At 38.4% G+C, this 22990-nt stretch carries 24 protein-coding genes and 1 pseudogene; 4 read left to right on the top strand and 21 right to left on the bottom strand.

Features of this window, described 5'->3' with window-relative positions; all coding sequences use genetic code 11:
- Positions 1-100 precede the first annotated feature (100 nt).
- From FXW34_RS00820 to FXW34_RS00785, 8 genes and pseudogenes are all read right to left on the bottom strand, one after another.
- Positions 101-2011, bottom strand: a pseudogene (locus tag FXW34_RS00820) (stage V sporulation protein D); the annotation flags it as partial.
- 143 nt (positions 2012-2154) lie between these two features.
- The gene (locus FXW34_RS00815; protein ID WP_147531925.1) at positions 2155-4377 is read right to left on the bottom strand and encodes a penicillin-binding protein; all 2223 of its coding nucleotides are present in this window, start codon (positions 4375-4377) and stop codon (positions 2155-2157) included.
- Positions 4377-4730 (bottom strand): cell division protein FtsL, encoded by a 354-nt coding sequence (ftsL, locus tag FXW34_RS00810; protein ID WP_147531923.1) that lies wholly within the window; start codon positions 4728-4730, stop codon positions 4377-4379. Before ftsL ends, FXW34_RS00815 begins: the two co-directional genes overlap by 1 nt.
- A 26-nt stretch (positions 4731-4756) precedes the next feature.
- Positions 4757-5695 (bottom strand): 16S rRNA (cytosine(1402)-N(4))-methyltransferase RsmH, encoded by a 939-nt coding sequence (gene rsmH, locus FXW34_RS00805; protein WP_147532328.1) that lies wholly within the window; start codon positions 5693-5695, stop codon positions 4757-4759.
- A gap of 43 nt (positions 5696-5738) precedes the next feature.
- Positions 5739-6170 carry a division/cell wall cluster transcriptional repressor MraZ gene (gene mraZ / locus FXW34_RS00800; protein ID WP_147531921.1) on the bottom strand — a complete coding sequence of 144 codons (432 nt, stop codon included), beginning with the start codon at positions 6168-6170 and terminating at the stop codon, positions 5739-5741.
- 546 nt (positions 6171-6716) lie between these two features.
- Complete coding sequence (gene bshC, locus FXW34_RS00795; protein WP_147531919.1) at positions 6717-8351, bottom strand: bacillithiol biosynthesis cysteine-adding enzyme BshC; 1635 nt, start codon at positions 8349-8351, stop codon at positions 6717-6719.
- A 108-nt stretch (positions 8352-8459) separates the two neighbouring features.
- Complete coding sequence (locus FXW34_RS00790; protein WP_147531917.1) at positions 8460-8840, bottom strand: DUF3397 domain-containing protein; 381 nt, start codon at positions 8838-8840, stop codon at positions 8460-8462.
- The gene (locus FXW34_RS00785; RefSeq protein WP_147531915.1) at positions 8841-9740 is read right to left on the bottom strand and encodes a 2-dehydropantoate 2-reductase; all 900 of its coding nucleotides are present in this window, start codon (positions 9738-9740) and stop codon (positions 8841-8843) included.
- Positions 9741-10032: 292 nt separating this feature from the next.
- Between FXW34_RS00785 and FXW34_RS00780 the strand changes: the two genes are divergently transcribed.
- Entirely contained in the window at positions 10033-10506 is a 474-nt protein-coding gene (locus FXW34_RS00780; RefSeq protein ID WP_147531913.1) for an N-acetyltransferase, read from the top strand.
- Between the two features lie 33 nt (positions 10507-10539).
- Here FXW34_RS00780 and FXW34_RS00775 read toward each other — a convergent pair whose 3' ends face one another.
- The 4 genes from FXW34_RS00775 to FXW34_RS00760 all read right to left on the bottom strand — a co-directional run bounded on the left by FXW34_RS00775 (position 10540) and on the right by FXW34_RS00760 (position 13785).
- Positions 10540-11166: an RsfA family transcriptional regulator gene (locus tag FXW34_RS00775; protein WP_147531911.1), complete on the bottom strand. Its 627-nt coding sequence runs from the start codon at positions 11164-11166 to the stop codon at positions 10540-10542.
- Between the two features lie 68 nt (positions 11167-11234).
- On the bottom strand, positions 11235-11996 hold the full coding sequence (locus FXW34_RS00770) for an enoyl-CoA hydratase/isomerase family protein (RefSeq protein ID WP_147531909.1): 762 nt from the start codon (positions 11994-11996) through the stop codon (positions 11235-11237).
- Between the two features lie 1003 nt (positions 11997-12999).
- Positions 13000-13173 carry a 50S ribosomal protein L32 gene (gene rpmF, locus FXW34_RS00765; protein ID WP_147531907.1) on the bottom strand — a complete coding sequence of 58 codons (174 nt, stop codon included), beginning with the start codon at positions 13171-13173 and terminating at the stop codon, positions 13000-13002.
- 84 nt (positions 13174-13257) lie between these two features.
- Positions 13258-13785, bottom strand: a complete 528-nt coding sequence (locus FXW34_RS00760) for a YceD family protein (RefSeq protein WP_147531905.1) — start codon at positions 13783-13785, stop codon at positions 13258-13260.
- A 360-nt stretch (positions 13786-14145) separates the two neighbouring features.
- Here FXW34_RS00760 and FXW34_RS00755 point away from each other — a divergent pair, with 360 nt between their 5' ends.
- Positions 14146-15363 carry a nucleotidyltransferase gene (locus FXW34_RS00755; RefSeq protein WP_147531903.1) on the top strand — a complete coding sequence of 406 codons (1218 nt, stop codon included), beginning with the start codon at positions 14146-14148 and terminating at the stop codon, positions 15361-15363.
- A 282-nt stretch (positions 15364-15645) separates the two neighbouring features.
- On the opposite strand, the gene FXW34_RS00750 is transcribed toward FXW34_RS00755, so the two are convergent.
- Both FXW34_RS00750 and FXW34_RS00745 read right to left on the bottom strand, forming a co-directional pair.
- Positions 15646-16668, bottom strand: a complete 1023-nt coding sequence (locus tag FXW34_RS00750) for a SepM family pheromone-processing serine protease (protein ID WP_147531901.1) — start codon at positions 16666-16668, stop codon at positions 15646-15648.
- On the bottom strand, positions 16668-17456 hold the full coding sequence (locus FXW34_RS00745) for a patatin-like phospholipase family protein (protein ID WP_147531899.1): 789 nt from the start codon (positions 17454-17456) through the stop codon (positions 16668-16670). Before FXW34_RS00745 ends, FXW34_RS00750 begins: the two co-directional genes overlap by 1 nt.
- 180 nt (positions 17457-17636) lie before the next feature.
- Here FXW34_RS00745 and ylbJ point away from each other — a divergent pair, with 180 nt between their 5' ends.
- Positions 17637-18848 carry a sporulation integral membrane protein YlbJ gene (gene ylbJ, locus FXW34_RS00740; protein ID WP_147531897.1) on the top strand — a complete coding sequence of 404 codons (1212 nt, stop codon included), beginning with the start codon at positions 17637-17639 and terminating at the stop codon, positions 18846-18848.
- A gap of 55 nt (positions 18849-18903) precedes the next feature.
- Here the strand turns inward: ylbJ and coaD are convergent, their stop codons facing one another.
- Both coaD and rsmD read right to left on the bottom strand, forming a co-directional pair.
- A complete protein-coding gene (coaD, locus tag FXW34_RS00735; protein WP_147531896.1) occupies positions 18904-19395 on the bottom strand; it encodes a pantetheine-phosphate adenylyltransferase in 492 nt (163 codons plus the stop codon).
- 12 nt (positions 19396-19407) lie between these two features.
- Entirely contained in the window at positions 19408-19968 is a 561-nt protein-coding gene (rsmD, locus tag FXW34_RS00730; protein WP_147531895.1) for a 16S rRNA (guanine(966)-N(2))-methyltransferase RsmD, read from the bottom strand.
- Positions 19969-20360: 392 nt separating this feature from the next.
- Here rsmD and FXW34_RS00725 point away from each other — a divergent pair, with 392 nt between their 5' ends.
- Positions 20361-20759, top strand: a complete 399-nt coding sequence (locus FXW34_RS00725; protein WP_147531894.1) for a DUF7147 family protein — start codon at positions 20361-20363, stop codon at positions 20757-20759.
- Between the two features lie 74 nt (positions 20760-20833).
- On the opposite strand, the gene FXW34_RS00720 is transcribed toward FXW34_RS00725, so the two are convergent.
- The 5 genes from FXW34_RS00720 to FXW34_RS00700 all read right to left on the bottom strand — a co-directional run bounded on the left by FXW34_RS00720 (position 20834) and on the right by FXW34_RS00700 (position 22898).
- Positions 20834-21109 (bottom strand): YlbG family protein, encoded by a 276-nt coding sequence (locus FXW34_RS00720; protein ID WP_147531893.1) that lies wholly within the window; start codon positions 21107-21109, stop codon positions 20834-20836.
- Positions 21110-21174: 65 nt separating this feature from the next.
- Positions 21175-21648: a YlbF/YmcA family competence regulator gene (locus FXW34_RS00715; protein ID WP_147531892.1), complete on the bottom strand. Its 474-nt coding sequence runs from the start codon at positions 21646-21648 to the stop codon at positions 21175-21177.
- A gap of 36 nt (positions 21649-21684) precedes the next feature.
- Positions 21685-22113 (bottom strand): hypothetical protein, encoded by a 429-nt coding sequence (locus FXW34_RS00710; protein ID WP_147531891.1) that lies wholly within the window; start codon positions 22111-22113, stop codon positions 21685-21687.
- Between the two features lie 95 nt (positions 22114-22208).
- Positions 22209-22445, bottom strand: a complete 237-nt coding sequence (locus FXW34_RS00705) for a YlbE-like family protein (protein WP_147531890.1) — start codon at positions 22443-22445, stop codon at positions 22209-22211.
- A gap of 15 nt (positions 22446-22460) precedes the next feature.
- Positions 22461-22898 carry a YlbD family protein gene (locus FXW34_RS00700; protein WP_246140793.1) on the bottom strand — a complete coding sequence of 146 codons (438 nt, stop codon included), beginning with the start codon at positions 22896-22898 and terminating at the stop codon, positions 22461-22463.
- Positions 22899-22990 lie beyond the last annotated feature (92 nt).

The following is a 22990-nucleotide window of genomic DNA, read 5'->3' as shown; positions in this document are numbered from 1 at the left end:
CTTTTTTATCTTTAGCGTTTTTCTTCTTTGCTTCTTTTGTTGATTTTTCGGAAGCCTTTTCCTTTTCTTGCTTATCATCAGTTTTTTTGTCGGACTCACCATTTGAAAAATAAAGCCTGATGGTCGATCCTTCTTTTATTTTGACGCCTGGCTGAGGCGATTGTTTTACAACTGTATCACCTTCACCATTTGAATCGATTTTCAAATTAATGAACAATTCGCGAAGCTCGTGCTTTTTAAAACCAACAACATCTGGAACCTCAATCATCGGAACGTCACCAAAAGCTTGTTTTTTATTAATTTGCTGCTTGCGTGGCTCAACCCCAAGCACAGGTAGAACATCCTTCATAATATTCCCAACAATAGGCGCAGATACCTGGCTACCAAATTGAACTGTACCTTTTGGGTTATCTACCGCAACATACACGACAATTTGCGGGTCGTCAGCAGGGGCAAAGCCAATAAAGGACACAATATGATTATTTTCTAAATAGCGTCCATTTTGCGCTTTTTGTGCAGTTCCCGTTTTACCACCAACACGATAGCCATCAACAAACGCTTTACCACCCGATCCTTGCGCGACAACATTTTCAAGCGCATATCTTACTTTCTCAGACGTTTCCTTGGAAATAACGTTTCGTTTGGCGACTGGCGTTTTCTTCATAACAATTTCTCCAGTTTCAGGATCGACTAATTCCTTGGCTATATAAGGAGTATAAAGTGTTCCCCCGTTGATTGCAGCGGAAATGGCTGCAACCTGTTGAATCGGCGTTACCGATACCCCTTGACCAAATGCCGTTGTCGCCAGTTCAACAGGTCCGACATTTTTCAAATTAAATAGAATCCCGGTACCTTCACCTTGTAAATCAATACCTGATTTTTGACCAAAACCAAAATTCTTAATGTACTTAAACAATGTGTCCTTCCCCAATCTTTGACCTAATTCAACAAAGCCCGGATTACATGAGTTTTGGACAACCTCAAGGAAAGTCTGGTCTCCATGTCCGCCACGCTTCCAACATCTGAGCCGCGAACCACCAACTTCAACAAACCCCGGATCATGAAAATGTTCCTTCTCTAAATCCACCTTACCTTCTTGTAAGGCTGCTGCTAAAGTGATAATCTTAAAGGTTGATCCTGGCTCGTACGTACTCCAAACAGGTAAATTACGATTATAAATTTCCTGGGGAACATTTTTAAAATTTGCAGGATCAAAGCTTGGCCGACTTGACATCCCGAGAATTTCTCCAGTATTCGGATTCATCGCTATCGCAATAATCCCTTCTGGCTGGTAGGTTGTTTCAGCTATTTCCATTTCCCGTTCAAGTACGGTTTGAACTTTTGTATCAATAGTTAATTTTAAATCAAGACCATCCTCAGGCGGTTGATAGTCATCCGCCATATCATTCATCCGCTTACCTTTTGCATCTGCATAAAATTTTACTGATCCCTTTTCTCCATTTAATTCTTTATCATAAAAAAGCTCTAAACCCATTAAACCTTGGTTATCTGCACCTGCAAAGCCTAATACATGAGACAAGTACGTACCGAAAGGATAATGTCGTTTTGAGTCCTCGCCGATATAAACTCCTTTTAAACCTAGCGAACGGATTTCCTTAGCTTTTTCGTGAGATATTTTTCGCCCCTCGGGAATCCGCTCTATCGATGTTTTTTTTGTAATATGCTGATACGCCTTCTCCTTGGACATATTTAAGGCGGCGGCTAATGTTTCTGCTGTTTTTTCCGGGTCAACAATTTGACGAGGGACAACATATACAGTAGGGGAACTCACATTAGTAGCGAGCTCTACTCCATTACGATCAATAATTTCTCCTCGTTTTGGTTCAAATGGGATATTTCGACTCCACGAATCCTTTGCTCGATCCGTCAATATTTCACCTAAAAAAAACTGAACATAACCGAGCCTTAAATCAATCACTAAGAAGATGGCAAGACCAACAATAAGGGCGATAGCTAATCTTTTTCGAACGGTTACTTGAGATACACGCATTTATGAACGAAACTCCCTTCTCCTTCAATCGGACTTCATCTCTAACCAAAGACTCTACCGTGCATAGGCTTGGAGAATTCGTCCATTCCAAATTAGGCTCGTTCATTTATATGCTTGTACATCATTAAATAGAACGAAGAGGCTCAATCATGAACCTCTTCTTCTCCCTCATTCGTTTTTTCGTCTTTGTTTTGTTTCTCTTCCATATCCTTTTGGATTTCAGCAGGTGTTTTACACTCAACAATTAAATAACTATCTTTAGCTATAAGAGTTCCCTGGGCAATATTTTGTCCGACCGCAAATCCATTTCCAGTTACGGTTAGCTTTAAATCAGCCATTTTTGCAAGTGTCATCACTTCACGGCGAGACCAACCTGATAAATCAGGCATTATTAGCTCACCATTTGTTTTTAAAATCACCTTTTCTCCTTCAAGAACGTCTGTGTTTTTAGCTGGATATTGCTCCAAAACAGTGTCACCATTACCAATAACAATTGCATCGAGTCCCTTTTTACTAACCTCCTGCAAGGCATGGTCAATCGAAGTTGCTGTTAAATCGGGCAATTTGTTCGTTTTGGCCTTTTCCATTGACGCTGGTTTAATATTTAAATATTGAAGGCTGTTTTTCATAACAGAATTAAAAATCATTGAGACAGGTAATGACCCATCAAAATAGCTTTTTAATTCAGGCTGCTGCACAGCAACATAAACAATCAGCTCTGGATCATCCTTTGGTGCCATTCCTAGGAAAGAGAAGATGTAGTTTGAGGCTCCCGTTAAATAACCCCTCTCTCCCGGAATCTGGGCTGTTCCCGTTTTACCAGCAACACTATACCCGTCAATTTTATAACGACTTCCCGTCCCCTTTGGAGAGGTAATGACCGTTTCTAATATGTCACGAACTTCCTTAGCCGTTTCAGCTGAAATAGGTGTTCCTGCTACTTTCGGCTGACCGCTTTTAATTATTTTACCAGTATTAGAATCTACGATTTTACTTACGACATATGGCTGCATCATTTTCCCATTATTAGCAACTGCTGTAGCTGCTTGAATTTGCTGAATTGGCGTAATTGCTGAGCCTTGTCCAAAAGATGTCGTGATTTTATCAATCGGATACTGATAGACAATTTTACCAGAGGTTTCATTTGGCAAATCTATTCCAGTAGGTTCGTCAAAGCCAAATTTAGTTAAATATTCACGATATCGCTCAAATCCAATTTTTTCATTTGCAATTCTGGCAAATGCCACGTTTGATGATCGTTGAACTCCTTCAAGATATGAAATGGTTCCCCAACCACTGCCGTTATGGTCTCGAATTGCCTTTGAATTCGGTGTTACTTTATAAGATCCTGATTGGTAGGCTTCATTCGGGTTAAAAACGCCTTCTTGAATTGCGGCAGCTAATGTGAAAATTTTCATCGTTGATCCAGGTTCGAAAGAGTTTTCAATTACCTCATTATGCCAACTATTTTCGATTCCTTCTCTTGTTTTAGGATGAAAGGTTGGACGTTGTCCCATCGCCAAAATTTCACCGGTTTTAGGATCTGCCACAACAGCAATGATTTTTTTTGGTCTATATTCTTCATCAACCTTGTTCATCGCATCTTCTAGAAACGTTTGAATTTTTTTATCAATCGTTAGGAATACATCGTCCCCATTTTGTGCAGGGATAACTTTCTCTTCCCCATCTGGTAGTAGATAGCCCCAAAGGTCGCTTTCATAGTTCAAGGTTCCATTTTTCCCAGTCAAAACATCATTTAATGTACTTTCAACCCCTAACGTTCCAACTGTTGTGCTAGACCCATTTTTGTTTTCTTTTTTCTCAACGAAGCCAACTAAATGTGAGGCGAACACTCCATTTGGATAAAATCGTTTTTTATCACGAATAAACGTAATGCCGGGCAACTTAAGGGCTTCTATATCTGTCTTCATTTGATGAGAAATGTCCCGGCCAGCTGTCCCAAATTCTACTTGAAATCTTCCCTTTTTGCTTAATGCTTCCAAAATGTCGCTTTTACTTATCGGAAGTATCTTGGCAAGCTTTTCAGCAGTCATTTTTTTATCAACAACATGCTTTGGCTTTTTCGGATCGTTTGTCATGTTAGGATCCAAAATGGCAACGACTGTATAGGAAGTCGTATCCTTGGCAATCGCTTCCTCATTCCGGTCATAAATCGTCCCTCTTGAGGCTTCGATGACTCTTTCTTTTGTATATTTCTGTTGGGCTTTTGCTGCTAAAGATTCACCCTTCGCTTCACCAGACACTTGAATAGTAATGTAATGGAAAAGTAAGACAAAAAAGAGCAGGCAAAATATTACAAATAATATCGCTGCTCCCCGATTCATATTGGGTTGTTTTCTAAGCATTATTCTTGCACAACCTTAACATTGTCGTTTAATTGTAAACCCAACTCTTTAGTTGCGATTGCCCAAATCCGCTCATATGTGCTTAATTCCGCCACTTGAACAGTCAAATCACCGTTCACCTTTTGCTGCTCTTGGATTTTCGCTTCCACATCTTGTATTCCCTTGTTTACTTGATAAATTTCAGCTGCATTTGTGACAATCTGAACGGAACCAATACAAATACAGGCTCCAAACAGCAAGGCTAATATTTTTTCTCCAGGGGAAAACAAAGCATTTCTCTCAACCGCAGTTTTTGTTTTTTGTATGGTTCTTTTTTGTGACTCCTGCTGCAGCTTTTTGGCTAAGTTACTCATTTACTTCCCTCCCGAAATGTATATAATTATTTTTTATTTTTCTCTGCTATGCGTAATTTTGCCGATCTAGCTCGATTATTTGCTTCAAGCTCAGCATCTGATGGTAATATTGGCTTTCTCGTAATAAGCTTGAGCTCCGGTTCAAATTCTTTTGGAATCATCGGTAAACCAGGAGGTAAACTTGGTAAGTCACTCGCTTTTTTGAATGCAACCTTACAAATCCGATCCTCTAAAGAATGGAAGGTAATCACGCTGATTCGACCGCTAGGGTTTAATAGCGAAATCGCATCCTGAAGAGATTTTTCAAATACGCCTAGTTCATCATTGACTGCAATTCGAATTGCTTGGAAAATTCTTTTCGCGGGGTGTCCACCTTTTCTCCTTGCCGGTGCAGGAATGGCTTCTTTAATAAGCTCAACCAATTCAAACGTAGTTTCGATTGGTCTCTGCTCACGGGCCGCTTCAATTTTTCGGGCAATTTGTTTAGAGAATTTTTCCTCACCGTATTGGAAGAAAATGCGGACTAAATCTTCATAACGCCATGAGTTCACTACATCATAGGCTGAAATTGTGGATTGTTTGTCCATTCGCATGTCTAAAGGGGCATCATGATGATAGCTAAAGCCTCGTTCAGGAGTGTCTAATTGTGGGGATGAAACTCCTAAATCGTATAAAACTCCATCAACATGAGTGACACCATAAGTCAATAACTCTTCTTTGAGGTTGGAAAAATTACTTTTAATAATAGTTAGCCTATCTTCATACTTTGCCAATTTTTCCTTGGCGTGGGCAATTGCAATTTCATCCTGGTCAAAGGCGTACAATCTTCCCTTAGCTGATAGCTTTGAAAGAATGAGTTCACTATGACCAGCACCGCCTAATGTACAGTCTACATAAATCCCATCTGGTTGTATGTTTAATCCGTCAACTGCTTCGTGCAGCAATACTGTTGTGTGTTCAAACATCAAATTTCCATTCCACCTTTCTAATGAATCTCTTCTGGAGAGGTTAAATATCAAACCCGATCATATTTTCTGCAATTTCTGCAAAAGACTCCTCGGACTTTAAGAAGTATTCTTCCCAAAGTGCCTTGCTCCAAATTTCAATTCGATTAGAAACTCCAAGAACGACACATTCTTTTTCTAAGTTTGCATATTGAAGCAATGGGGCGGAAATATTAATCCTACCTTGTTTATCTAGCTCACATTCTGTGGCACCAGAAAAGAAAAATCGGGTAAAAGCTCGAGCATCCTTTTTTGTAAGTGGAAGCCCTTTTAGCTTTTCTTCCAGTAGTTCCCATTCATTAAGTGGGTATCCAAATAAACATTGATCGAGTCCGCGTGTTAAAATAAAGTTCTCGCCAAGATCATCACGAAACTTAGCAGGGACTATCAAACGGCCTTTGTTGTCAACGTTATGATGATACTCACCCATGAACATATGCACTACCCCCACTTTCCTATCTAAATTTACCACATCCCCCCACTTTTCTCCACTTATTTTTAGTATTCTCTACATGGTAGTGAATCCCTTCTTTATCAATGCGTTTTTCCACAGTGTTTTTATTGTTTTCTTGCGACAAAAATTGATTCACCTTAAAAAAACCCTGATTTTTTCATGTTTTTTGGAAATCTACAACTCCATAAAAAAGCAAATAAAACTAAGATTTTCTAAATTAACTGTTTTTTCACTAAAAATAAGCTCTTATACCCAAGACCATCGTCATAATATTGTCGATTTTTAACAAAAGCCACCCTCACAAAAAAGGACTAACTCCCTAAGAGTTAGTCCTCTTTTTATTAATTGGTTGAGTTAATGCATAGCGTTGATTTTTGGTAAGTTGATTGAAGCGGAAGGCACGAAGACTCCTATAGGAGTAGCTGGCATGGGAGACCCCACAGGCGCAAAGCGCCGAGGAGGCTCCCAGTTAGCCCCATGGAAAGCGAAGTGCCTGCAGCGGAAATCAACATCCATATTTAACACAGCCTATAGTTTAATGAGCTTATGCGTCCCATCAAATTGATAATCAAGTACGACCAATTGCTTAATCAAATCAAAGCCATACTTATTAATGAAGTAATACGGATTAAGAATACGCTCCTGAGGTGCACCATTTGGTTTGAGCGCGTTACCAACCCGATCAATTTTCCTCAACTTAACCACATGCTTTTGATAAATTGAATCGTGAACCTTATCCTCTAAAAACTTAATTTGCTTTTGGATAAGCTGTTCATTTTTCTTAATTAATGGGTCAAGGCCGCGATCAATCTCTTCAATTTTTTTAATAATAACCTCGTAATGCTCAGATAACTCTTGTCGTAATTTCAAAAAGTGCTGTTCTAGCTCTGGATCCTTGACGGAGTGAAGAAACTCATCCTTATATGAAGAAACTCCATTTTTTAGCACTTCCTCTATCGAAAGACCTAAATCAATGGCATCAGTCTCAATTGTTCGTTCAAGCAAGGTAATATTAAGTCTAGGTACAATCGGCGGGAGCTTTATTTGAAACATTTCAAAAACCTGTTTAAGCTCACTCCAATAAGCAATTTCACCTGGACCTGCGATAAAGGCAATGGTTGGGAAAAGCCACTCTTGGGTCAAGGGCCGAGTGACCACATTATTACTTAATAAATGTGGTTTTTCATTGGCAATCTCCAGCAATTCAGCCAAGGAAAATTGGATGGAATAATTTTTATCGATGAACATCTTCGTTTCCTGATCGTACTCTAGTAAGTTTCGCGAGTTTGTGTTCTCGTCATAATAAAAAAGATTGGCAGCATTTTCTTTCATCTCGATCGTGTTGGAAAAACCTAAACGTTTGATGACTTCTTGTTGAGATAGTACGGCTTGTGTTAACGATTGACTATGATTAATAATTGATTGAAAATAATCCTGCTCTAGCTTGCGAATCGCTTTATTTCCTGAATCAATAATTAACAAGCCAAAATCCTTAAACATTTCCATAATAATTTGCGCAAAAAAGTCAACCATTGACGATGATTTCTCAATTGCCCTAGAAGTAAAATCTAATAGTTCCTTAGTGTGTTCTGTCTCACCAAATGATTCGATAATCTTCTTAACCCATAAATTACATTGTTCCTTATCAAGGATAATATCTGACACCATCTTTTTCTCTAATACAACTTGGGGATAAGTAATTTTTTCGATTTTTTGATCGTTTTCTGCAAAAATATGATTTACTTCAGCATAATCATGATCCTCTCCAGCAATCCAAAAAATTGGAATAACAGGGATACCTAACTCTGCTTCCTTTTGCTTTGCAAGTGCAATAATTGAGATTACTTTATGGACTGAGTAAAGCGGACCTGTTAGGACACCTGCTTGTTGCCCGCCAATAACAACGACACTATTTGGCTGTCTAAGCTTAGCCAAGGAATGCTCCACAGCATTGGAAGAAGGAAATTGAGCCATAAATTGTTTGATATGCTCGGCTACAGCATCCCTATCAAAGCTCCTACCTGCTAACTCGTTTACTCGATCTATATAATCAGCATGCTTTTGATATTGATAATGAAACAATTGCATTATATCAGGCGTTTGCGCCAAATATTCTGTTGCGAACCGGTTATTTGCCGGAAGCGAGAGATTTAACATCTCCATTTACTTGTACTTCCTTTCTAAACAACAATAATAATTCCTTAATGAGTATAGCATTTTCACAATAGAAAAGGAAAAAACTATGCCTACTTTATCATGATTCCATAGTCTTTAACTGCTCAATCTTTGAATCAAACCAAAAGTGATTAAAAATATATACGCGACAAAAAATAATAAAAAATTCATCCTCCAAAAACCTTTTAAAATTGGTAGAATCAATATTTCATTCTTCATTTTCCAATGAAGCAAAACAAAAATACTTGCCACAATAATCATTAGTATTGCAAGAAGCCAAAAAAAAGACTGTTCCCAAATGACAATGATTAAATGGTGAACCGCAAAAATAAGAAATACTGTACTCCAATCAATCGCCATATGAAAAGCTCTACGATGATTCTTCATAATACGTTTACTAATAGAAAACACGACAATATAACCTAATAAGGGGATTGTAATGATTGCTGCAATCACATTCGCTATAAGGCTCGACATTTATTCCGCCCCTTTACCAATACTGAGTCCTTTAATGAGGTGATAAAATGTTTCGATGAGTGGAACTTGAATTCCCTTTTTTTCTGCTTCTTCTAGCACATAACCTAATATTGCATCGATCTCTGTCGGCTGATGACTCTCGATATCCTTCAGCATCGAGGAGCGATTGCTTGAAGTGTTCTCACACACATTTAGTACATGTTTAAATAACTTGTCATGATGCTCAACATCGAGTACGCTCATCAATTCCTGAAACAGATTCTTCATACTCTTATGGTAATGAGGATTCGTGATTAGCTCTCCGTTTGGAACCTTAAGAACCGCAGTTAATGGGTTAATGATTGCATTAACAATGAGTTTTTTTACGAGCATTTGATAATAATGATCTTCAATCAAAAACGGAAAAGACTCTGGCATTTTTATCTGAAAGCCCTCTAAAAATGAGCGATCGCCATTAATAACCGCAAGTCTTGTAACTCCCTCACCAGTATGGGTAACGATATTTTCACTATTGCGGTATGCACCATGCTCAACCGAGCCAACGAAAACCTCACGATCCGTGATTTCTTTTAGATGCTTGATATGGCCCATTCCATTTTGCAAAAATAATAATCGTCCTTCTGTATTAGAGTGCTGGCGAATTTTTTCAAATACAGCTTCAAGCTGATATTGTTTAACAGTAATAATCGTTAAATCCTCTTGCCCCTGCCAGCTATCAACCGTTTTTCCTGAAATATATGTATGATGAAGATGATCGCGATATTTTAAACATAGTCCTTCTCGATTAATTTTATCAGCTTGCTCCTGGGTTCTCGTATACAGTGTTACAGAAGCTGCTCGATTTAAGTAATAAGCAAATAGCAGCCCGATAGAGCCACCACCAATGATTCCAATTTTCATAAACAATAACCCCATTTTTAGCTATGATAGTTTTAATTGTAACAACAAAATGGGAAATTGAACATTTACATTCTATAAACTTTTTTAAACCGATTTTTTCTGGCAGAGTACCTAAAAATTCTGAATATTGACGAAAACCCAATCCACAAGCAACATGGTACTCCGATTGAGAATATTAAAAATGCAGAATTTTTTGACTTTTTAGTATATAATTGGATTATTACGAAAAATAGTAATATTATTGCTGGTATTGTTTCACAGGTTTTGGACTAATTAAATAGGAGGAAACTAAGTGGACGTAAAGGTGGAAAAATTAAAAGTAAATTACAAAACACTAGAGGATTTTCGTAAGTTTAAGGAATATGGTTTACAAGAGCTATCTATGCTGGAAGACCTTCAAGCCAATATCATTGAAAATGATAGCGCTTCCCCGTTTTATGGAATCTATTTGGCAGACATGCTTGTAGCCAGAATGAGTTTATACGAGGTTGATGCAAAATATAATCGTTATTTTTCCCCTCCAAAAAATTATCTTGAACTATGGAAACTTGAAGTCTTATCAGATTACCAAGGCAGAGGCTTAGGAACAGCATTAGTTAATTATGCAAAAAGCTTCCGTTTGCCTATTAAAACAAACCCACGCGTGAAATCAGTGGATTTTTGGGGTAAGATGGGCTTCTCCCCTGTACATTACGACACAAGCCGTGATTTCGGCGAAAACCCGCTAATATGGTTCCCAGCAGGATTTGAAGAACAAATGGGCTAAAAGAAGGAAAAAGCGGATATGTTCATCCGCTTTTTATTTTTCAACACGTTCAAGATTGCCGTTTTTATCCATTTGAAATTTTACTTTTTGCTGTCGGTCCTCTTCCTGTAAAACAACCATTTTTCTAGCTCGTTCCATAATTTCAATTAAAGCACGGTAATCCTCTTCAATCATTTTTAACTCTTTTGTAAGTTTTTCATTTTCAGCCGATAATTCATTCATCTTTTTTTCAAGTAATTTTATTTGTGACTTGTAGCCATCAAGATTTTCAGAATAATCTCGGTGTTCTTTTGCTTTTTCATAAAGCTCTTTAATATAATCAAGAACAAATGGAAAAGAGATTTCCTTTTGCCTAGACAAAGAATGAACTTGGGCCTTAGCCTCTTCAACAATTGTCTCTATATCATCATCAAAATCTGGAACTGCTTGCTTTTTTAATTCTTTACGCTGCTTCTTAGCAAGTTCGATACCAGACTTATATTGCTTCCTTACGTAAGAATTCCAACGAAACCCACAGGCTGCAGCGGTCCGTGATAATTGCCGTCCTACTTCCTCAAACGCTTGCAGTTGTGTACCTCCATCACGAATATGACGAAGAATAACCTCCGCGAGTAAGAGATCCTCATCCTGCGTCCAAGCATCTTGGCGTGTTGTTGGCATCGTATCCCTCCTAGTGTTTTTATTCATACATATGCATTCACTAGAAAAGATAGACTGTAAAACCTAATTTACTTTTTCGCCAAAAATTTATTTACTACTGAATGATGCGCTTCCGATTCCCATAGACGAGAATTCGTGCGAACCTCCGCTTCAATTCTTGCAGCTAGGTCAGACTGTGTCCATTTTCGAACTAGCATTGTTTTGTATGCCTCTAAAACTCCTGCTTCAATCGCTAGAATATTTTTTAAGTATTCAAGGCTATTTTCGATTAAATCTCCTTCAAATATAGCATCGATATAACCTAGTTCTTCTAGTTTTTCCACTTCCATCATTTTCGCTTCCATTAATAACTTCATCGCACTTGAGGCAGAGATTTTTTCGAACAACATCGTTCCGCCACCCCAGCCTGTTGTAATGGCTTGAGTTCCTTGGACGAAGCCCGCTTTTACACCTGCTTTAGCCAAACGGAAATCACATGCAGTAGCTAGTTCGCAGCCGCCTCCCATTGCCGTTCCGTTAATTAATGCAATCGTTGGTTTTGAAAGCATTAGTAATTTAACAAGGATTTTTGATGCTTTTGAAAGCATTCCATATGCCTGTTCTTCAGTTTTCAATGTGTGAAAAACAGACAAGTCACCGCCTGAACAAAACGCTTTTTCCCCTTCACCGGTAATCATTAGTGCTTTGTATTTAGGATCTTTCATTTGCTCAATGACGATTTCAAGTCCTTCTAAAACATCATAGTTAATAGCATTGCGTTTTTCTGGTCTAGTAATTGTAAATAGTAGAAATCCCTGTGGCATTTCTTCAATTTTGTATGCAGTATTCATTTCCATCCCCCAATTTAAGCCTTTCTTACAATTGTAGGAATAATTCGACAACTTTTCAATCCTTTAGGCTTCATTTTTGTATAAAAACAATAAAAAATTTTTCTTGATGTTATAAAACAGCAGGCAAAACGGAATGATTATTTAGGAGATGGCCATGGTGGAAAGGAGTTATATCATATTTTTTGAGGAGATGTTTAAGTTTGACTATAAAATTTTAGTTTTCGAGAAAAAAACTGAGTTATTTTTCGAAAAATTTCTATCTTTTCGGTGGAAATCAGTTCTATTTTTAATAAAAATTTGAGACATAGGATTCTTTACGTTACCGTATTTGAGTTATTGAGCCCGGATTGGGCACGTAGACACGTTTTACGTGACCGTTTTGCTGTTTTCGAGCCCTGGTTGGGCACGTAAACACGTTTTACGTTACCGTTTTGATGGTTTTGATCCCGGATTGGGCACGTAGACACGCTTTACGTTACCGTTTTGCTGTTTTCGAGCCCTGGTTGGGCACGTAAACACGTTTTACGTGACCGTTTTGATGGTTTTGATCCCGGATTGGGCACGTAGACACGCTTTACGTTACCGTTTTGCTGTTTTCGAGCCCGGATTGGGCACGTAGACACGTTTTACGTGACCGTTTTGCTGTTTTCGAGCCCTGGTTGGGCACGTAAACACGTTTTACGTGACCGTTTTGATGGTTTTGAGCCGGGATTGGGCACGTAGACACGTTTTACGTGACCGTTTTGCTGTTTTCGAGCCCTGGTTGGGCACGTAAACACGTTTTACGTGACCGTTTTGATGGTTTCGAGCCCGGATTGGGCACGTAGACACGTTATACGTTACCGTTTTGCTGGTTTTGAGCCGGGATTGGGCACGTAGACACGCTTTACGTTACCGTTTTGGTGTTTTTAAGCCCGGGTTGGGCACGTAGACACGTTTTACGTAATAAATGACAAAAGCACAAGGAGCAAATACTCCTTGTGCTTTTTATCGTTAAGGGAAATTAGTCGTTTACAACTTCTTTTCCTTTGTATGTTCCACAAGCTTTACATACACGGTGTGATAATTTTAATTCACCGCAGTTTGGGCATTCTACCATACCAGGTACTTGTAATTTAAAATGAGTACGACGCTTTCTTTTCGCAGTTTTAGAAGTTCTTCTAAAAGGTACAGCCATTATTCCCACCTCCTTAAAGACAATTAAGATGATATGAAGTTCAAAATATTTTCGATCTTCACGTTCATGTTTTGGTTCCTCTGACTATGAATCAGAAGATGAATCATTTTGCTCAAAAAACTTAGCAAGTCCTGCAAGACGAGGATCAACTTTTTTGACCTGATCCTGTTCTTGAACTACTTCCCAATCTTTCCCAGATTGAGGAGCACCTTCGCCAGTTTTTACATCCTCGCAAAAAACTTGCAATGGAACCTCAAGTAATAGCAGTTCTTCAATGATTGGCATAAGGTCAATCACGTCACCCTTTACTTGATGAATCTCCTCATCAGTTTCAAAATCTGAAGCGTTAAGAAGAAAGGTTTCCGTTGTTTCAACACTAATTGGATAATTCACATCAACTAACGTCCGAGAACAAGGAAGGACCAAATGACCTTTTAGTTTAAAATGAAAAGTCACTCTAGTCGAACTAATATCCGCTCGTCCTGTTATATGCATTGGTGAAACAGCCCGAATCGATGGATCCACTTTGCTCAAATCATCAATTTGTATTGTTTCATCAATAGTAAGATCCTTGTTTCGATATTTTTGTAACTGACTAATTGTCCATTTCAAATCGAATCACCTCAAGGCAACAAAAGTAATTATAGCTTTCGCAAACGTAAATGTCAATATATTATCTTTACAGATTGAAAAGCGGAGGTGGCTTGTTCAGGGGCGACAGGCACAAGACAAGCCGGCTAGAAGGTCGTTCTTTTGACCTTCTGGACGGATTGGCTTGTGACCCCGAGCCCCTAGCCACCGCAGCTAGACATTTGATAACCGGAGGTGGCTTGTTTTAGTGCATATTACTTTTTATTGCATCCATTCTTTTTATTCATTTTACCATTGTAACCATTATTGCTAAAATAATCAAAAAAACTTGAAAACATGGTTTGGATTCATTATTGTTATGAGAAAAAAGGAGGCGCGTGAATGAAAGCTGTCGGACTAATTGTTGAATACAATCCGTTTCATAACGGACATGCACTACACTTAGCAGAATCCAAAAAGATAAGCGGAGCCAATATTGTTATTGCAGCAATGAGCGGGAACTTTCTACAACGTGGTGAACCTGCCCTTGTCTCAAAATGGACGAGAGCCAAAATGGCATTGATGGCCGGGGTAGATATTGTGTTTGAGCTTCCGTATCAATACGCGACCCAACAGGCTGAATTCTTTGCCTATGGTGGTGTTTCCCTACTTCAGGCTGCCGGTTGTCAAACGATTTGTTTTGGTAGTGAATCGGGAGAAATTGACGCGTTTCACAATACATATGACTTCCTGGTTAAGCGAGAGGCCGACTTCCAGGCAAAAATCAATCAATATATGCAAGAAGGGGTTAGTTATCCAAAAGCACTATCCATGTCATTTCAAGCTTTAGAGCCCGAGGCAAATATGATTGACTTGTCACAACCAAATAATATTTTAGGTTATCAATATTTAAAAGCAGCAAAAATGCTGGATCAACCCATTCAAGTGTTAACTGTTCCACGTAAAAACGCAGGCTATCATGATGAGCATTTTGCCTCAAAAACGATCGCCAGCGCCACGAGTATTAGGTCTGCTTTATTTTCCAAAAATCAACCTGAAATAACCGAAATAGCAAGCTATGTGCCAAATACAACCTATGATTTATTAAAAGAATACAAACAACACTTTGGGCTTTTTCATGACTGGGAGCGATATTGGCCATTTCTAAAATATAAACTTCTTTCTAGCAGCCCTAATGAATTAAGGGACATATATGAGATTGAAGAAGGAATTGAAAATCGCTTGATTGCTCATGTCAGTGAAGCTCATTCATTTGCTGATTTTATGACTCAAATTAAAACGAAACGGTATACATGGACTAGACTGCAGCGAATTTGCTTGCATATTCTAACCAACACTAAAAAGAATGAAATGAACGTTGCCGACAAGCCTGTTCCTTATTTGCGGTTATTGGGAATGACTGAAGCAGGTCGAAAGTATTTAAACAAGATGAAAAAGCAGTTATCTGTTCCGGTCATTTCAAAACTTTCCGCTTATAATGGGACCGAAATTAACCTCGATATTCGAGCCGCTAAATTGTACAATATGGTTCTGCCACATAACCAAGATCAAGAATATAAAGAAACACCGATTTATATAAAACAAACGGAACTGACTTAAATCATGTCAGTTCCGTTTTGTTATCGCTCCTTTTAAATTTAGCTGTGCTAAATTTGAATGTTGATTTCCGCTCCAGGCACGTGCGGTTCATGGGGCTAACTGGGAGCCTCCTCGGCGCTTTGCGCCTGTGGGGTCTCCCATGCCAGCTACTCCCATAGGAGTCTACGTGCCTGCAGCGAAGATCAACCTGGCAAAAATCAACATTGTGCATTAACACAGCCAAAAATTAAATATGAAAAGGAGGACGCAAGCTCAGAGTCGCGCCCTCCTTCTTAAGAACACCTATTTTTTCTCCTTAAGTTTCTCTAGGTATTGAACTGCATCGTCAAAATTGTCAATTGGTACGATTTTCATTTTTGTATCAATGTCTTTAGCGGTTTTGACCGCCATTTTATAATTTGAGTCCTTTGCTCCCTTCTCATTTGGAGCAAGGAAGATTTCTGCACCTGCTTTATCCGCAGCAACGACCTTTTGTTCAATTCCGCCGATTCTGCCGACTGTTCCATCCGAGGCAATCGTACCTGTTCCGGCAATTTGATAGCCTCTTGTTAAATCGGATTTGGTCAATTGATTATAAATTTCAAGCGTAAACATTAGCCCCGCAGAAGGACCGCCAATTTCTTCAGTGTTGATGTGGACCTCGGGTTCGACGACAATCTCTTTATCGTCTACAAGGCCAATCCCGATACCCACCTTATTCTTGTCCTGCGGGAATTGCGCAATCTCAATTGAAACAGTTTTCGATTTTTCATTTCGCTCATACGTAACCGAGAGCTTATCCCCAGCTTTTTTTCCATTGATGTAATCAATAAATTTATCCATTGAATTAAATCGATTTCCATCAATTTTGATAATCCGATCACCTGGCTTTAACATTCCATCAGCAGGCATATCTTCAATGATATTTAAAACATAAACTCCCTTGAATTCATAATTGATAGGGAGATTGGCTTTTTTATAGGCTACCTCTATGGCATTCGTTTTTGATCCATCCATCATGTGAAGCTGCCTAACATTATATTCCTCATCGCTTTCGTTTTTACTTCTAACCGCTTCAACCGGATAGATTTCTTGATATTTACTCATTTTTGCAATGGCATAGGCGTAAATATTGGCTTTGCCCATCCGAATCGTTGTTAACATAAAATTGCCTTCTTCATCATAACCATTTTCTACTTCAATTATTGGTTCGAGCTCTTTCGCCATTCCCGGTTTTGAAACGTAATAGGGCAAATAATAAAATGAGCTTGCAACAAATAAAAGTCCGGCAATGATGAGGAAAATGAGCGAACGATATTTCCTCATTAGGTTGAAGTCCCCTTCCATTGTTCAATCCTTTTTTTAATTTCATCAATCTGTTTTCTTGCCGCTTCTTCCCCGATATTGATAATTTCCTCGATGTTGGTAAAAGCTCTGGAATTATACTTTTCAACACGAGGGCGAATCATGATATCCGAAGCAACCATACGATGATCAACGAGCTCCATTTGCATAATATCGATGCTCTGCATAATAACATCATAAATGGAGGTTATTTCAGTATTCGTCTTTACATGGCTAACATCCACTGCTATCACCAGTTCTGCGCCCATATCCTTTACAACCGAAACAGGGATTCGGTCAACAACTCCACCATCGACGAGTAAGCGTCCATTGATTTTTTCAGGTACAAATATCCCTGGTATGGAAATGCTGGCTCTAACGGCATCAGCAATAGGCCCTTCTGTAAATACAACCTTCTTTCCTGACATAAGGTCTGTTGCGACAACTGCGACTGGAATGTTCAGTTCTTCAATATTTTTACCATGAGTGAAGATTCTAATTAAATCCTTTACTCGTTTACCTGCCACAAATCCCATTTTTGGTACGGTAAAATCAAGATAGTATTTTCGTTTAAAAGCGCTGGAAATTTTATAAAGCTGATCCATATCTAATCCTGTTGCATAGAAGCAGGCAATTAAAGCTCCCATACTGCTCCCAGATAAAAAATCGATGGGAATGCGCTCTTCCTTTAATACCTTCATTACCCCTAAATGGGCAAATCCCCGCGCTCCACCCGACCCGAGTGCCAAACCAATTTTCGGACGAGGCAAAAGATTTCCTCCTTTTCAATAAACTGAATAAAGATGTCAGTTTCATTCTTATGGTCTAAATTACTTTTCTATGAGTATATTGTTTTAGACGGGACAAGGTTAAAAAAACATATAATGTTTAATATTTTATCACTGTTTATTTGGGTTGCACAGTAATAATCCTTGTAGGAGGCTATGGTGGTGAATCGTTCAAAACTTAAAACTCTGTTCCTTGCAAGTACTGTAACAATCATGGCCATATCGATTATTTCATTCCCCCAGGAATCAGTTGACGCCTCAATACGAGGACTAGATATGTGGTGGGAAATTGTCTTTCCTTCCTTATTGCCATTTTTTATCATCAGTGAAATGTTAATTGGCTTTGGCGTTGTTCGCTTTATTGGCGTCCTACTTGAGCCGTTGATGCGACCGATTTTTAAAGTACCTGGTGTTGGGGGATTTGTTTGGGCAATGGGACTTGCTTCAGGCTATCCTGCTGGAGCAAAGTTAACAGCGCGACTAAGGCAGGAAGGCCAGCTAACTAGAACGGAAGCTGAAAGACTTGTTTCCTTTACAAACTCATCCAATCCGTTATTTATTTTTGGAGCTGTTTCCGTTGGCTTTTTTTATAATCCGAAGCTTGGTGTCATTCTCGCTCTCTCCCATTATTTGGGTAATATATGTGTCGGAATCCTCATGAGGTTTTATGGAAAATCAGAAGAAGTGGTTGAAGTAAAAAAAACGAAGCAGTCAATGCTTCGTCTAGCTTTTTCACAGCTCCATCAAACACGACTTAAAGATAAACGGCCTATCGGAAAGCTTTTGGGTGATGCGGTGATGTCTTCAATCCAAACCTTGTTAATGATAGGTGGTTTTATCATCCTTTTTTCCGTCGTCAATAAAATCCTATTTCATCTCCAAATCACTAGCTATCTAGCAAAAATGCTCGAAATACTGTTTGGGCTATTTGCACTACCAGATGCTTTAAGTATTCCGTTTATATCTGGATTATTTGAAATAACTCAAGGTAGCCAACTGACAAGTCAGGTTCAAGATGCCACACTATTACAGCAAGCAATCATTACAAGCTTTATTCTCGCCTTTAGCGGATTAAGCGTTCAGGCGCAAGTCGCAAGCATACTGGCACAAACTGATATACGCTTTCAGCCTTTTTTCATCGCCCGATTCTTTCATGGTATGTTTGCAGGCATATTTACTTTTTTACTTTGGAATCCGCTTTATAAGCAGCTTTACCAATCGGAACAGCCTTCGAATGCCATCCCCGTATTTTTCATTGATGAAGGCAGCTATTTATATCAATATTTTGATTGGTTAATTAGTATCGGTCCAATCATTACATTACTGGCTCTATCGGCTTATATCGTTCTTTTTGCAAAAAAATATATAAAATAAGGCTGAAACAATCAATATGGTCACTCACCACATGATTGTTTCAGCCTTTCTGTCATTATTTTTTTCTAAAAGCAAACTTTTGTTTTAATTCCTTTGCTACAATAGGTGGCACGAGCTCGTGAATATCTCCACCATATTTTGCAACCTCTTTAACAATACTCGAGCTTAGAAAGGAGTATTGGTTATTGGTCATAATGAAAAACGTTTCGACATCATTGTCTAAAACACGGTTCATCGATGCATTTTGCATTTCATATTCAAAATCAGACACAGCCCTTAGACCACGGATGATTGAATTGGCATTAACCCTTTTGGCGTAATCAACTAATAAACCGTCAAAGGCATCAACCTTAACATTGGGGATATCCTTCGTCACTTCTCTAATTAATCTTAAACGTTCCTCCACTGTAAAAAGTGGTGTCTTCGTGGAATTATTAAGTACACTTACATAAATTTCGTCAAAAATTTTTGCACCACGAATAATAATGTCTAAATGTCCATTTGTTAATGGGTCAAAGCTCCCTGGACAAACTGCAATGCACGGCAAAGTGTTCCCCCCCTATTCGACTAAATCATTTTGAAAAATTGTAATGTTGATGATCCCATATTGCTCCCGTTTTGTTCTCTCTAATCTGCCAATCCGCGCTGGTAATTCAACATCATGGCCATGCTCACAAACGATAACTCCGTTTTCAGTTAATACTTCCTTTTGCTCCAACTCTGTTAAAATATCAAGCAACTGCTGCTTTTTATATGGTGGATCCAAGAAAATAATATCAAACTTAAGCTCCCGTTTAATTACTGCTTTCAATGCTCTATTTGCATCATTTCGATATATTTCTGCATATTCCCCAAAATTGCATACAGAAATATTTTCTTTTATAGTTTGAATGGCTTTTCCATCTCTGTCAACAAAAATGACCCGATCTAATCCTCTGCTAAGCGCTTCTATACCTAAGCCCCCACTGCCCGCAAACAAATCTAACCCAAGCCCACCTGAAAAATACGGTCCAATCATGTTAAAAATGGCTTCTTTTACTTTGTCTGTCGTTGGTCTTGTTGAATTTCCGGGTACTGCCTTTAGCGCTTTACCTTTACAGGTACCTGATACAACTCTCACTTTATTCACCACTACTTATTCATATTCGATATTTTTTTATATCCTAACATACATCGGTTTTCATTCCAATCCCAGCATTTCTCTACTCAATAATAAATATCCTAAAATGATGTATATTGACGTTTATTGTGGAAATAATGTAATTAACAGCATCTAATCGAGGATGTTGTTGCCAACCGCGGAGAAGACTTACGTTTCCCCATAAGTTCTTCCTCCGGTTTCTCCTCTCCCTTTGCCTTCTATCCTTTAAAAAGGATATAGAAGGACCCTGCATGGATATGCAGGGTTTTTTCTTTGCCTATTTTAGCAATTGTATTTGATTGTTTTCCTTCAGTTTTCAGATAGAGCATGTTACATTAATATCGAACATAAGTAGTAATTGGAGGAATAATATGATCCAGAGATTTATTGAGCTAGGTGAAGGATATTCTGATTTATTTGAGTTATTAGAAATCGTCCAAGCCAATCAACACCGATTAGCCAGAATGCTCGCATTCCACGCCGTAAAAGATGGCAAGGACGTCACCTCACTAGCTGTCATTTTAGAGCCGACTAAATCAGGCGACTTTCAACCAATCTATTTTTGCAGAGAAGGCATAGCGAACCCTCATGTAACGCCTAATAAGCGGTATGATTTATTTGTAGAAGCCGCCCAATCGCAAAATAAGGATATTATTGAGTTAGTAATTAAACCTTCAAATGAATTCGCAGATAAGGAATTATTTTACCAATACCTAATTGGAATTCTCAGAATGAACCGTTATCTGCCTGTAATGTCAACCAGTTGGTAGCTAGAATAGCATAGTTGACTTGCCTAGGAGCGAAAATCACAAAAAAACAAGGTGAGAAATTCTTCACCTTGTTTTTATATACCCATTTTATAATCGTATTCCTTGGCTTTATCCGGCTTTGCGTTTTCGAATTCCATCCGCAAAAACGGCTTATAGGACGGTTCAACTTTTTTTACAAAAGAATATGCCTGTAATTTTGCTGTTAAATCATCTACATCCTCTTGATTACAGTATAAAACAACATATTTTAATTTTTTTGAAACAAAGTGAACATTGCCAAATTTTCTGAGCATTTTTGCCTGTTTTAAAGAGTATAGCCATACGATAATTCCTTGACGAGAACCAAACATGCAATATTCCCCTTATGTCTTTTTAAATAAGAATAGCAAAAAAATGCCTTCATCGCAATGTTGACTTACTTCGTTGAACAACCACAGCTTCCGCCCGTTCCACAGCCACCACCACAGCCTGAGAGCGTATCAAAATATGGATTCCCAGTAGGAACCTTTATGCTCTTTGATACAGAATGACCGATAATCACACTGATTTCATCGAGCAACGCCTGAAGGTCGTTCTCTGCCACTTTATAAGCAGCGACATATGGGTCAAGATCCATCTCACGTTTAACCTCGCGAATCTTGCTCTTCACAGGCTTATAATTTGGATGGTACTTTCCAAACCTTTGAACTTCCTCATATTGGTCTTTAAGGTTAAGAAATTCTTTTATTTTACGCTGTGACTCGTGATTATTTTGCATATTGTAAAAGCATTGACGATAATGCTCTGCAACTTCTGACTGTAAAATCATCGCGGCAAGCTGGTCGGTTTTATCTAAGAGTTGAATTTTTTCTAAAGTAGTATTATACAAAGAGCTCACCTCCGTTTTCATATTCTAACATGAATTATTACGGAAAGCGAATCATGCTTACTGCTTTAGAATGACGACCTCCAACTCTTTCTTTAAGGGATAAGGTTGATTGGCTAAGTTAACCACCTGTAATGTAATCGTATGCTTCCCAGGTGTTAACCCTTTAATAATAAATACAGGAGAATCCACCTCCTCCTTTTTCTTTCCATCGATGGATACAATCATTTTGCCGACCTGTTTATTTGGATGATTTTTCCGGAATGAAATATCCTGAAGCTTGCACTCAACAAGTACATTTTCCCCGTTTATCTGATGCCGAACCTCAAATGAGGATGACTGTGGAGATGCCATAACATCTTTAGCAACTGCTGCTTTTACTATTTTTACGGTGCTTTTATCATGCTTTGATTCCGGTTCAGGAATATCCCGTTGACACCCTGCTAACACTATAACTATTAAGAGTAATACCATTTTTTCTCTCCACATCATCTCTCACTCCTTTTGATAATATTGTTTACCTTGTAAAGATTTTTAATTACAAAAAAATAGAGACCATTCGATTTCACTCGAATTTGTCTCTATCACTGAGAATTCATCATTTGAAACATACTCACCATCATTGATGCCATTTGCACACCTTGAGAAAACTTTTCCACTTGATGTGGTATCGTTTTCTTATAATAATGCAATGAGGAAATTTCGAGTTTTTGCAGGTCCCGTGGATTTCTCGAAAGCTTTCGATACCATATTGGCTGTTCACGTACAAATTTTTGAATTTCAGCATTTTGATTTAAGTAGTCAATAATTTCCTGTCTCATTGTAAATCCCCTTCATTAATCCTTTCGAAATTGAAATGGGTGTGATGGTTGGTTTTTAGTCTGCGGTGGCGGTGGCGATTGGTTCCCTTGAAATTGTGAAAGCACCCCCTGGATAGCTGAGAGTGTTTGACTTAATTGATTCACATGTAAACTGAGCTGTTGTGCATCCATGTTCTTAACCGTTTCAATAAATTGGCCAACCCAATCCTTTTTTGATCCATCTTCAGCTACTGGTTTTGGTGTTTCATCTTTATCGGTACTTTTTTGAATGTGCTTTGCAAGATAAGGTGCAAAACGGGGGTCATCTTCACCAAGCAAATACCAATCTTCATATAATTCTTGCCAAGAAAACGTTCCTTTTTTTACGGCATCAATGAGCTTTGGATTACCTTTGACAAAATTTTTGAAGCTTTCAACAGAAGGATGAAGCTGATTATTTTCCAATTTTCCCACCCCAAATTGATTACAATGCCTATAATACGATATGTTTAAAGGCTAAATTGGTGAGGATTTAAGCGATTTTTTAAAACTCGATACACATCAGG

The sequence above is a fragment of the Bacillus marasmi genome (assembly GCF_902168435.1).
GTDB classification, from domain to species: domain Bacteria; phylum Bacillota; class Bacilli; order Bacillales; family Cytobacillaceae; genus Bacillus_BU; species Bacillus_BU marasmi.
Note: the sequence above shows the minus strand (reverse complement) of the source record. Positions and strands in the feature narration are given on the sequence as shown.